The organism is Marinigracilibium pacificum (assembly GCF_012926615.1).
Lineage (GTDB): Bacteria > Bacteroidota > Bacteroidia > Cytophagales > Cyclobacteriaceae > Mangrovivirga > Mangrovivirga pacifica.
Window position 1 is genome coordinate 271,729 of the sequence record NZ_JABBNU010000006.1, and the last position, 13,456, is coordinate 285,184.

General features: G+C 35.5%; 8 protein-coding genes. 1 reads left to right on the forward strand and 7 read right to left on the reverse strand.

All coding sequences use genetic code 11. From position 1 onward, the window contains the following. Window positions 1–139 precede the first annotated feature (139 nt). On the forward strand, window positions 140–2,293 hold the full coding sequence (locus tag HH304_RS11380; RefSeq protein WP_169681504.1) for a TonB-dependent receptor plug domain-containing protein: 2,154 nt from the start codon (window positions 140–142) through the stop codon (window positions 2,291–2,293). Between the two features lie 47 nt (window positions 2,294–2,340). Here HH304_RS11380 and HH304_RS11385 read toward each other — a convergent pair whose 3' ends face one another. The 7 genes from HH304_RS11385 to HH304_RS11415 form a co-directional block, all read right to left on the reverse strand. Further along, entirely contained in the window at window positions 2,341–3,747 is a 1,407-nt protein-coding gene (locus HH304_RS11385; RefSeq protein ID WP_169681506.1) for a TolC family protein, read from the reverse strand. 1 nt (window position 3,748) lies between these two features. Continuing rightward, window positions 3,749–5,107, reverse strand: coding sequence for an HlyD family secretion protein (locus HH304_RS11390; protein ID WP_169681508.1), 1,359 nt, complete (start codon window positions 5,105–5,107; stop codon window positions 3,749–3,751). Between the two features lie 4 nt (window positions 5,108–5,111). Continuing rightward, window positions 5,112–6,698, reverse strand: coding sequence for an ABC transporter ATP-binding protein (locus tag HH304_RS11395; protein ID WP_169681510.1), 1,587 nt, complete (start codon window positions 6,696–6,698; stop codon window positions 5,112–5,114). A 139-nt stretch (window positions 6,699–6,837) separates the two neighbouring features. Beyond that, complete coding sequence (locus tag HH304_RS11400) at window positions 6,838–7,590, reverse strand: sulfite exporter TauE/SafE family protein (protein WP_169681512.1); 753 nt, start codon at window positions 7,588–7,590, stop codon at window positions 6,838–6,840. Between the two features lie 18 nt (window positions 7,591–7,608). Continuing rightward, window positions 7,609–8,022 carry a (4Fe-4S)-binding protein gene (locus HH304_RS11405; protein WP_169681514.1) on the reverse strand — a complete coding sequence of 138 codons (414 nt, stop codon included), beginning with the start codon at window positions 8,020–8,022 and terminating at the stop codon, window positions 7,609–7,611. Between the two features lie 19 nt (window positions 8,023–8,041). Beyond that, window positions 8,042–10,429 (reverse strand): S9 family peptidase, encoded by a 2,388-nt coding sequence (locus tag HH304_RS11410; RefSeq protein ID WP_169681516.1) that lies wholly within the window; start codon window positions 10,427–10,429, stop codon window positions 8,042–8,044. Window positions 10,430–10,708: 279 nt separating this feature from the next. Beyond that, a complete protein-coding gene (locus HH304_RS11415; RefSeq protein WP_169681518.1) occupies window positions 10,709–13,261 on the reverse strand; it encodes an adenosylcobalamin-dependent ribonucleoside-diphosphate reductase in 2,553 nt (850 codons plus the stop codon). Window positions 13,262–13,456 lie beyond the last annotated feature (195 nt).

Below are 13,456 nucleotides of genomic sequence, written 5' to 3' on the forward strand. Positions count from 1 at the left end.
ATAAAGCAACTAAAACATAGATTTGAATCGGCTCAATAAATGTCATGATTCATGAACAAATTGTCATGTTTTGTCACATTGTAGGTTACCTAATATTGTAGTCAAGAATATACGATATAAATCATCTAGTATAACTACAATGTTAAAATCACTATTACGTATTAATTTTTTACTGTTAATTTCTTTTTTCTCCTCGGTTGCCCAGGATGCAGATAATGGAGAAAAAGATCTTTTTGATATGTCTTTGGAGGAGTTGATGGAGGTAGAAATTTTTTCTGCTTCAAAAAAATCTGAAAGTAGTTTTGATGCTCCTCTTTCATCAACCGTAATCACTAGTGAGGAGATTCAATCATATGGCGCAACTACAATTGAAGAAGCTCTTCGCTTGGTGCCAGGTTTGGTTGTTAGAGAAGAATCTAATGGGAATTTTGATGTTCATGTTAGAGGAAATGAATCTTTACCTCCCGGAAATTTTACCTTCTATACTGAGAACAGTCTTACTCTTGTAATGATTGATGGTCGCAGGGTTTATAATTACATCAATGGAGGAACTTTTTGGGAAGCACTTCCTATTGGTTTAGCAGATGTTGATAGAATTGAGGTAGTAAGAGGACCTTCATCACCTCTTTATGGTCCGAACGCAGTTAGTGGAGTGATAAATATTATCACAAAACAAGCAATGGCTAATGATAAATCTTCGGTAGCAGCTAATGTTCAAGGAGGTAGCAAAGGAACTTTTGTTGGTAGTTTTAATGCTTTGAAAAGGCTAAAAAATGATAAATTTTCAATTGGATTAAGTGGAAACTTTGAGACAAGAGACAGGGACCATGATGAATACTATAATTGGATTACCGGAGATTACACTTCCAAATATGAGTTGATTAATTATTCAATTGGAAATCAGTTTGATGATTCATATGGATGGTTTTCTGAGGTTGAAATGGCTAAAGAAAGATTAGGGGTTAATGCTTTTATTAATTATGATATCAGTGAAGAAGTAAGTTTGGATTTAAAAACCGGTTATCAGAATTCGTTATCTCAATCTGCATTTTTTGAGAATTTCTATACCGTTCTTGGTGATAGAACATCAGAATCATATTATATCGATTTAACAACAAAAATAAAGGGAGTTAATTTACAAGCCTCAACAGAAAGAGGAATTCAAGATATTGCCAGAGGATCAGCATTTATATCTAAATTTGATTATAATAAAACTGATTTAAATGTCGACTACTCCTTTGAATTTGAGAATTTTTCTCTTCAACCAGCATTCAGTTATCAACAAGCTACATACTCTGATCTCGATTATGTAGAAAGTTCGAATACTGTAGGTTTAATGAATGCTGAACAGAAGTTAAGTAATCTTGGAGTATCATTGAAAGCTGATTACAGGCTGTTTGATAATAAACTACGTTTGGTTGCTGCCGGACGGTTGGATAAATATAATGTTCCGGATGATGTTTATTTCACATATCAATTTATTTCAACATATAAGTTTAATGATAAACACCTGATCAGAGCTGTTGCTTCTCGGTCTAACCGAAGTTCCTTCTTCATTGATTCATACGCTAATTATTATGTTGATGGAGATATCGATGTGGCATACAATGGTAATAAAGAGTTATCACTCCCTACTATAAATATGGTAGAATTTGGATATAGAGGAAAGCTTTCTGATATAATATTAGTTGATATTGAATTATTCAGAACAGTGTTTGAAAATGCTATAGACTTCCAGCCTACTGAATTTTATAACACTGCCAACGGACCAGTTTTGGAGTTTAATTACTTTAACGGGGATTTGGTGTCAACTCAAAATGGTATCACTTCAACAATTAGTATTGCTGCTTCAAAGAAACTTCAGATGAGGGTATTTGGAACAATCCAAAAAACTGAATTGATGGATTACGACAAAAAAGTATCCTCAATAAACCCGATGACCCTGGCGTTGCCGACTTATACCAGAGTAGATCAGGAAAATGAAAGGACACCTGGTTTTTATGGAGGAATGACATTCAATTATAAACCTATTGATAAGTTGTCTGTTTATTCAAGCATTTACTATATGGGAAAACAGGTTTACCGTCATGAAAGAGCTTCAACAAATGAGACTCTTGGAACTGCAGATGTTGATCCTGTTACTACTATGACTTTAAAAGTTTCTTATGAATTCACCAAAGGGATTAAAGCCTTTGTAAACGCAAGAAACTTGCTTGCAGGAGAGAAGGATCAGTTTGGTTTTACAGATAGGATCGGTGCACTTTATTTAGCCGGAATAAATGTTAATTTATAAATCAATCAAATAGCAATAAAAAAGGAGCTGATTTTCAGCTCCTTTTTTTATTGATTAGTAAGTTGTTCTTTCCATTCGATTAACATACCAGAAGTATTTAGCCATTTTAAATATGATTCCTGTGTTTTTCGGGTCATATTGATTAGCTTAATTTGAGCTTCCATGTATTTGTTTTCCCTTGAAAATACAAGGAATAATGTTGATTCACCTGCTTCGAATAATCTTCTTTCAGCCTCCATCATTAGCCTGAAATATTCTGCATTTTTTCTAACAGTTTCAAGCTGTTTTATGAGGTTTTCCCATTGTGTAAAAGCCAATCGTTGCTTAGTTAGCCATTCATTTTGTTTATATCTCCATTGAAGACTTGTCATTTCAAGTCTTGCTTTTTGAATATTCAGGCTTCCTCTTTCTTTGCGCAGTAAAATAGGGAAATTCACATTGATACCTGCATAAAAGTTTTCATCAATTGCATTAGTCTTATTAAGGCTTTCATTTTCAAAATCAGAAAACAAATAATATCCTTCAAGCTTGATTTCAGGTAATAGTCTTTGTCTCATCAGGCTTGTTGTATTTTCCAGAATGGCAATTTCTGATTGGTAATATCTGGAAATGGGGTGATCGTAAGCTAACGAATCAACCATACCATTAACAATGGGTTCTATAAGTTTTTCTTCAGGTTTTTTATTAGCAGCAATGTTTTGCGCAACCTCAAGAGAGTCTTGCCATAGATAAAGGTCCAGTCGTTGACTCAACAGTTCAAACATTAATTTTGCCTCAAGCAGATCTGTTTGTCGCTGGGTTAACTGGGTAAGAGCTTCCAGAGTATCGACAGCAGCATAATCTCCTAATTCAGCAGACCTTTTTACCCCACTAAATCGTTGCGTACCTATTGATATCAATTCCTGTTGTAACTGAAGGTATTCGTAAGCTGCCTGCCACTCAAAATAGGCTGATGCTGCAGAAAATATTAATTCATTAATATTAATGTTAGCTTCAGCATTAGCCTTATCAACCTTTAATGAAGCATTCTTCAGATCAGTTCTTTCCTCATCTCTAAATAATCCTCTTCCAAGATCAAAACTTAAGCCAGCTTTCCAGAGTCCTTCATCCGGGACTGTAAGTTCAGGATTGAGGTAATATCCTTCGTTTTGTTCAAACCCGGCTTTGAAATCTAGTCCTGCTGCAGCTGTAGGAATACTGATACCTCCCTCTCGATGGGTATAATAATCTGAACCATTAAACTTCTTGGTATCAAATTTACCGTAAAGTTTAGGGTCGAATGAACCACGCTTAGCCTGAAGTTCTGCCTCAGCTTCTTTAACTGATAACCAGATTCTTCCGGCTTCAGGATGGTTGTCGATTAGTTTTATTACATCAACTAAAGCTAATGAATCCTGGCCGTTGATCTGAAATGCACAGACCAGCAGCAGTAATAATTTTACCAGTCTTTGCATGTTATTTTTTATCTTCTAATAAGGTTTCTCTTTTTTCTTTGTAGAAATCAGGAGGGAATCCATTGATTCTTCGCCATACTTCATACCATAAAGGTACGTCATTTAGCAAGATAATTCCTCGGGCACCTGAGCCGGGTCTTAAAGCTTTTGGCCAACCATAATCAGCATATTTTTCACCACTTGGGGCTACAAGTATACGATAGGTACCATCTGATTGACTGAAATTATCAATAGCGACAATTTCTCCACTGAATGTTCCGTGGGAAGCTCCGGGCCATCCACTAAAAACAATAGCAGGCCATCCATCAAACAAACACCTTATTTCCTGTCCTACTTCAAGTAAAGGCAGGTTAACAGGGTTTACATAATATTCGGCAGCAATTTGATAATTTTGAGGCATGATTGTGATCAGACGTTCACCAGCCTTGATATTTTCACCAATACCATTTTTGCTTGCCTGTGTGATATACCCATCTTGTGGTGCAAGAATATAATAGAACGACGATCTGAGTTCATAATTACTCAGCGTGTTTTCCATTTTTGCCAAATCGCCCTCTGCGGTAAATAGGTTACTTGATGCCTCAGCATAATCAGACCTGTTTTTCGCAATTTTATCATTGTAATCAGCATCGATACTTTGAAGTGCGATTCTGGCATTAATGTATTCGTTTTTTGCTTTAAGAAATTTATTATAAGCAGAAGTTCTTTTTGCCTGACCTTCCTGAAGCTTCATTTGACCTGTCTCAAATTCGGTTTTTGACTTTAAACCGTCTTTATATAAAGCCTCAATACGGTCAAAACGTGCTTTTGCAACATCAAGGTTTGTTTCGGAAGCTTTCCACTCCATACTGTCAATTTGTACAGTCAATCTGGCTTGCTCAAGTTTATTCGTGGCTTCCTGAAGCTTGAATTCTCTGGCATTAACAAGTGCCTGATACTGATTGTTCAGTGCTTGCATCTTACTTTTGTAAGAATTAATACCTCCCTTTTTTGCCATTACCTGTGATCCTGTTCTTTCGATTAGATTCGGGTCCAGGTACTCAGGTTTTACTTCACCAATTTTAAGGATAGTATCTCCCTTAGAAACAAGCTCTCCTTCACGTACATACCATTTTTCTATTCGTCCATCAATAAAACTTTGGATAGACTGAGGTCTTTCAGATGGAAGTAGTGCTGTAACTTCGCCTTTTGTCTGAATATTTTGTGTCCATGGAACAAAGAATATCAATGGGATAATTAGTAACCAGAAATACTTATAATTTCCGGAGCGCTCGGGCTCAAATTCATCAATTTTTTTAAATGAATTATATCCCGTAGTATCTATTTCGTCTTTAACTCTTTTTTCGCTGAGATTAAGCATTCATTTAAATATTTAAGACTTCTGCTGGTGAAAAATCTTTTGGCCAGTAATAAACTTTATCGAAATCGTAGTTCTTAAAAATTTGAGGATTGCGCTTTGTAATAATTGCAATCGGAATATTTTTTAGTATTATTTCTTCTAAAAATTGCTCAGTGACATGCTCTTCATGAAAAGTGTCTTCATTCCAGCATATAATTTCAGGGTCCATACTTAAACACCTGGCAGCAATAATTGCATACCTACTACCAAAATCAATATTTGTACCCTTTGGTAAAATATGTTTTTGGACATCTATGTCCCCAATTCCATTAAAATTGTACCCACACTTCTTTAATAAACTGATGATTTCGGAATCTTCAAGCTCGCCATAAGTTCCAACATTTTGGGCTAGAGTTCCTTCAAATATATTTTCAATTCCATTAAGAAGACCTATTCTGAACGGTGCTTTTGCGTTTTGTTCTATTGTAAATGAAACATTATGTATATCATTTTCAGTCGGAAGTTGAATTCTTACTTTTTGACCACGCAATATATTTAATGAACCTTTTCTTTTGTTTTCGGTATCAAAAATGTTTAGTGTATATGTGCCTTTAGATGTATTTACTCTACTTTTATCATCTACCAAAGGAATGTCAGCAAGTTTACCTAGTTTTTCAGATGCTGTAAGCGTGTCGTATAAAGTTTCCATGCTGAGAATAAGTTTTTCGACTGCATTCATTAGCATGATAATGATGATTTCTCCTGCAACAAATTGGCCGATGTTCATATTATCATTTATAACTAGAAGTCCACCAGGTATTAATAGCAATGCAGCAATTAATACTTTTAATGTTAGTAGGCTGTAAAACTGCTTGATTAATACTTTAAAGTGTTTATTTCGGCTTTCAAGGTAACTTGAAACATATGAATCGGTTCTATTAAAGGCATGTTTACCACTATTTTTGTCATAGAATACTTCTTTTGTTCTGGCAACTTCTTGCAACCAAAAGGCAGTTTTGTATTTGTAGTCAGATTCCTCCAGACTACTTCTAAGACCTTTTTCACCAGTAAAACGCCAAACCAGCAATAAACCACCAAATAGTATTAATGATATAGCAAGGAAAACAGGGTGGTAAATTCCAAGCAATATTAAACCGAATAGTATCTGAAGTGCCGCTGTGGTAAAATCAAATAGTAATTTTGAAAATCCTTTTTGAATATTAATGGTGTCAAAAAATCTATTTACCAATTCTGGCGGATAACTACTTTTTATATATTCTGGCATCCATCTTGGAATTCGGTAAGTCAATTCAAAAGCAGATCTGGTAAAGATTTTCTGTTGAATGCTTTCAGTAATATACATTTGCTTAACCTGTAACCAGCCATGAACAACTAATCCAACTAACACTAATATAACCAGTAAAATCCAGGAAGTAGTCACCTGCCTTGCCATGATAAGGTTGATGATAGCTTGAATACCCAAGGGTAAACTAAGGTATACAATCCCCTGGAAAAAGGCATAAAGATAAATTCTCAGGATATTTTCTCTGTCGTTGTTGATCAGCCTAAAAAATCGTTTGAAGGCAATATTTGTCTTTTTACTTTTTGTCATATGTATACGTTACCTACCTCGCATTACAAATTACGCTAATGATTGTGTTAAGGTTGTTAACTTTTTAGTTATGTATAACCTATTTTGCATAAATTTTGTTTATAATTATTATAACTATAAAAATAATTTATGTTTCGAATTAACGCAATTGTTTAATAATCAATACAAAGCCACTAACAACCATCATAGCAATAACCCATACTCTAAAGCTTTTTTCGGTCATTTTGTTCAAAGTACTTTTACCTATGATATTGCCAATTGTTGCTCCTAGTCCTAACGAGAGGCCAAAGATCCATAAATTATTATTTAATAGCCCGAAAAATGCATATGAACTTATTTGGAATATTCCAGTAAAAAATGAATTAGCAGTTTTTGTGCCGGTTAATTTTTCTTTTGAGATACCTGTGTTTAAATAGAAAGGGTTTAAAATGGGACCAACGGCACCTATTATGGTGCTAATAAATGTGACAATGAATCCAAGAAAAAAGAAATAATGCTTTTTTACAGGAAACGATATTTGTTTTTTACCAAATCTGTATTGAAATACGGTGCTGATCAAAAATACTCCAGCGAGAACTTGAAGCAGACCGATATTGGTTTTCTCGAATAACCACCCCGCCAATATTGATCCAAATAATGCTGAAGGAATATAATAAGCAGAAATAGTCCAGTCAATATCATTTCTGAAAAGCCAAAGCCTAACCGGTCTGCCTATAAAAGTCCCAAGGTTTAGAGCCGGTGCTGTTGCTTTTGCTCCAATTAATAGATTGAGAAGAGGAACCAGAACTAAAGCACCGCCACCTCCCGATATGGTTGAGAGTATAAAGGCTCCCAAACCTAATATAAATAAAATCAAACAAGTCAGTAAATCAATATCACCAATTGAAATCATTAATGACCGGAAAATTTATTATTTATCAAATTCAACTGTTTTGTGGGAGCCATCACAAAATGGTTTGTTTTGACTTGCCCCACATCTACAAAGTGCAGCTGATTTTTCAACAGTTTTAGAATCACCATTTGATAATTCTATGGTACATGGACCTGAAACTAATAATGGTCCACCCTGATTTACTTTTATTTTTACATCACTCATATTGTTGGTATTTGAAGTTTCCGCATCTTTTATGCTTAATGCTCCCGATGGACATTTAGCAACCTGGTTTCTAATCGCTTCTTCAGTAGCACCATCCATATTAATCCAGGGCCTTACTTTTGGATCAAATACTTCAGGCAATCCTCTAAAACAGTTTTCGGAATGGATGCACTTATCTGCATCCCAAACCACTGTTGTATTTCCTTTAGTGTAGGTTTTAGTTTTCATAGGATAATAATTTAACAAATTATTCTATACCCAGCAGGTGCTTTTGAAATAAGTTATAAATTCTTGTATACTCATCGGTCCAACTTGCGGCCTCTTTAAATCCGTGAGGTTCAACCGGGTAATACATCGTTTCCCAATTGTACTTGCCTAATTCAATTAGCCTTTGTGACAGTCTGATTACGTCTTGAGGTTGTACATTGTCGTCTTGTAAGCCATGCAGAATTAAAAGTGGATCTTCAAGGTTCTCAGCAAAGTAAATTGGAGAGCTTTTACGGTACGCTTCAGGGTCAAGTTGAGGAGTATTCAGCCTGTTAGAAGTATATCCATGATTGTAATGAGCCCAGTCTGTAACAGATCGTATTCCGGCACCAGCAGCAAATGTTTCAGATGCGTTAAAAAGAGCCATTAATGTAATAAAACCTCCATATGAGCCTCCGTAAATTCCGATTTTATCTTTATCAATACCATGTTCACTAACAAGATATTTAGCGCCGTCGACTTGATCTGACAGGTCTTTTCCTCCCATATGTCTGTAAACAGCAGTTCGCCATTCTTCTCCATATCCTGCACTTGCCCTGAAATCTATGTCAAGTACTGTGTAACCATTATCAGCGAGGAAATTGTGAAACATATATTCACGGAAATATGCTGACCACCAATGGTGAACGTTTTGAAGATAACCAGCTCCATGAACAAAGATTATTGCAGCATTATTTTTTGTGTTTTCCGCGGGCTTATAAATCCTGGCCGGAACCTCGGTGCCATCCTCAGCTTTAAATGTGATTATTTCAGGTGCACGCCAATTATAACTTTCAAATTCATCCGTGGTACTTTCAGTTATTCTTTCCATTTCTTTACCGGGCTTATTAGGCATGATGAAAATGTCCCATGGCTTATTTGAAAAACTGTAACGTACTGCAAGCCATTTTTCATCCGGGGAAAGATTTACTTCAAAGTTACCTTCACCTGTAGTGATCTGGGTGAGTTTACCGCCAGTCACTGGCATAGAATAAAAATGCTGGTCAAATGGCGATTGTTTGTTTGCAGTGATATAAAATAACTTTTTATCATTTGATAGGTTTGCATCAAGTACTTCCCAATTTCCTGTGGTCAATTGCTTCTTTTCACCTGTCTGAATGTTTACAGTATAAAGATGAGAGTAACCTGTTTCTTCTGATTGATAATACAGAATATCCGGATTATCTGTAAAGCCAATATTTCCTGTTGAGAAATTCCATGAGCTTATTCCCGGGCCACCAACCCATTTATCATTATGCTCTCTATGTAGTAAGGAAAATTCACCAGTCTCAGGATTTACTTTCATGATCCAGCGATCTTTATTATCCTGTGACCTGATGATTACAACAGCATCATTTTTTTTGTTAAACATCAGGTTAACGAAGATAACATCTCTCGGGTCTTCATATTTATCTTTATACTCTTCTTCACCAGTATGATATTCTTTTAAAAACTCTGGTTTATCATAAATTCCAGGTATCTGTTTTACATCAAATGTATAAGTTGTATCACGGTCTCTATCATAAATATAGGTCTCAAGAGTACTTTGTGGACCTCCAACTTTCGGTCTTGCATCAAATTCTTTGGCAAAGCCCGACTCATTTACAAACTCCATCATTTTAGTGCTTTTAGATGAAGCTCTGTTGTAAAGAGTATAAGCAATGAATCTTTGATTTGGAGAAATTTCCAGTGAGCTAACGCTTTTGTTTCCAATATAAATCGTTTCAGGTCTTTTAGGGTTTGATAATTCAGACCTTTCCTCACTTGCCTTTTTTCGTGCCTTGCTTTGTTTTACTGTATTGAAAAGCGCCTCTTCTTCATTTAATAAAAACTCTTCATCACCATTTGATTTGTCTTCCGGCGGTTTATTACCACTTTTTATATCGGTAAACTGTAAAAGAGTGCCATTTTGAATATTCCAGCTATATAGATTATTGCCATTTCTGAAAATAATATGGTTTTCATCATCTGAAAATATCGGGTTGTTCTCACCTTCTATTGTATTAGTAATTTGTAATACCTGTTTTGACTTGGCATCATAAAGATAAAGGTCTCCATTTTTACCATACACCTTTTTAGTATGGGAGGCATTCCACACACCTCTTGAAGGAATGTTATTATAATTCTCCGGCTCTAATTTGATTGTTTTTTTGCTGTTCAGATCATAATAGTATTGATCATCAATAATAGAACTATCAGGGTTCCACTTGAAAAATATCTTTTCGCTATCATCAGACCATGAAATGTTTTCAGGTAGGTGACCAACAAAATTATCTCCTTGCATGAAATTTTCTATTTTCAAGGAAGACTGGTTTTTATATGCCTCTTGAGCATTACTAAAAAAAACAGATGTTAAGGCTAAAAGTAGTAATGAAGCTTTTTTTAACATGATATAGGATTGTCGATGTAGATTAATAATTCTTTTACCGATAAAATGTTTATCAAAATGCGATAAGAAAATAATAATTGCAAGGGATTTTCTTTTGATTATAAATGTTAATCGAAACTAATTAGAAATTGAATTTGGTGGTGGTGAGAGAATAGGAGATGTAAATTTTTTTTTATTGAAATATTATCAGAGGGAAATCAATATTGACTGGGATGTAAATGGAGTTTGAATAGGATTTAAAAAATACTGCCGGCATTTCTTAAACGCCGGCAGAGATTGTTAACCACATTTACTATAACCACAGTTGTTACATAGCAAACACGACTCCTGATAACTCATTGCAGGAGATTTACAATTTGGACACACATTTTCTGTTGGCACTGTTCCATCTGGAATGAATTGAAGTAAGGCTCGCTTAACTCCATTTTTCCATGTATTTAAAGTTGGACCATCCAGATAGAGATCATCTATCATTTCTACGGCATATTTTAGAGGCATGCCGTGCCTAAGTACGCCACTAATAAGCTTGGCATAGTTCCAGTATTCTTTGTTAAAAGTTCTTGAGAGTCCTTCGATTGTCACTTTGTATCCATCTGAATCAAGGTATTGAAAATCGTACCTGTTTTTACCGTTTTTTCCTTTTGCTTTAAGTACTTTTCCTTGTTTTACCTTGGAAAGTATGGAGAATGAATCATCAGCTTTACCAGTAAATATTTCATAAGGTTTGTTATTAAGTAGACCTACTACTGCTACCCATTTTTCATCATTATTCATGAATTGAATAACTCTGGCATCAAGAGATATGGGTCTTTTTGGTGCGATTGTTTCCTGGAAATCAGTTATTTTTTTACCTGGTTCACTTACTAATATTCCTGATCGGCTACCTTCTCTATAAACTGTGATTCCTTTACATCCTGCTTCCCACGCATCCATATAAAGTTCTGAAATAACCTCTTTTGAAGTGTCTTGCGGTAAATTGACCGTCACACTAATTGAATGATCAACCCACTTTTGGAGTTTTCCCTGTAATTTCACCTTTGCCTTATAATTAATGTGTTCACTACTCGATTGCTTGTAAGGAGAATTTTCGATTAGTTTATCAAGATCTTTAGGTTTTAGCTGGGCAATTTCTTCCTTAGTAAAACCTTTGGTTGTAAGCCAGTCACGGAATTTATGGTGAATGATAGCAAACTCTTCATATTTGTCTCCATTTTCATCAGTGAAATATTGTTTACCGGGAGTCTCTACAGAATCATTTACTTTTTTTCTTCTCGTATAATATATACGGAATACCGGTTCTATACCTGAAGTGGTTTGTGTTAGTAAACTCGTCGATCCGGTTGGTGCTATGGTAAGCATGGCAATATTTCTTCTACCATACTCTTTCATCCTTTTGATTATATGTGGAGCTTCTTTTTCAATTCTTGCCAGGAAAGGATGGTCCTTTTCTTTTGATTCATTGTAAATCGGGAAGGCACCTCTTTGCTGAGCAAGCGATACTGAACTTGAATAGGCAGATACAGCCAGTGTTTTTTGCACCTTTTCAGCGATAATTATTGAAGCATCAGAACCATATTGGATGCCAAGTGCAGCAAGCATATCTCCTAATGCTGTAATTCCAAGCCCTGTTCTTCTTCCTTTTGAAGTTTTGTTTTTTATCTTTTCCCATAAATTCCGTTCCCTCAGTTTATATTGATTATCCTCCGGATCCATGTCAATCTTATGAAGAATTCTATCAATTTTTTCTAGTTCAAGATCGACAAGGTCATCCATTAATCTCAGTGCTTTCTTTACATGGTCTTCAAATAATTCAAAATCAAAGGAAGCTTCTTTGGTAAATGGTTTTTTAACATAGCTGAACAAGTTCATTGCCATCAATCGACAGCTATCATACGGACAAAGTGGGATTTCCCCACATGGGTTGGTCGAAGTGGTAGTAAAGCCTTCTTTGTTATAGCGGTCTGGTAGTGATTCTCTTTGTACCGTATCCCAGAAAATAACCCCAGGCTCTGCAGATTTCCATGCTCCTTCAATTATTTCCTCCCAAAGATCTTCCGCCTTGATTTTTTTGGTTATGAGCGGGGTTGATGAGTCTATCGGAAATCGTTGTTCATATTCACCATGATTTTTTACTGCTTGAACAAAAGCATCGTCAACTCTTAGCGAAATGTTGGCTCCTGTAACTGATGTTGTATCTCTTTTTGCCTTGGTAAAATCGAATGCATCAGGATGCCTGGAGGAGACAGTTAGCATTAATGCTCCACGCCGACCTCCCTGGGCAACTTCTCTTGTCGAATTAGAAAAACGATTCATAAATGGAACAATTCCTGTTGCTGTTAATGCTGAGTTGTGCACTCTGCTTCCTTTGGGTCTGATTGTAGATAAGTCAAGGCCTACACCACCACGCCGTTTCATAAGCTGTACAAGTTCTTCGTCCATGCTCATTACAGAACCATAAGAGTCAGCATTGTTTTCTACTCCGATTACAAAGCAATTCGACAATGAAGAAACCTGAAGCTTATTTCCAATACCTGCCATTGGGCTTCCTTGTGGAATGATATATTTGAAGTTTTTAAGCAGGTTATAAATTTCTTCTCTAGAAAGAGGTGATGGATAGTTTTTTTCAATTCTGGCAAATTCCTTTGCAATTCGTTTATGCATGTCATCGGGAGATTTTTCAAAGTACTTTCCAGATGTATTCTTTAATGCATATTTATTTTTCCAGACTTCCGCTGCTAGTGCGTCTCCTTTAAAATATTTAAAACTTGATTCGGAAACCTCATTTTCTGAAACAGTTTCGGGATGTTTTTTTATAGTTGTGGTAAGTGCCATTTTTATGTATTTAACTCTTTAATTCTTGCGTTTTGTAGGCCTTGGCCAAGTACTAATCTTATTAACGAGTTAAATTTAGCAAGGTGTAATTTTCTATTATATGACCTGAATCATATCATTTCAAATCATATTTCCTGATTAATAATTTGCCTTTTCAGAAAAGGTTTATGGTGATGGTTTTTAGTGAGGATTATC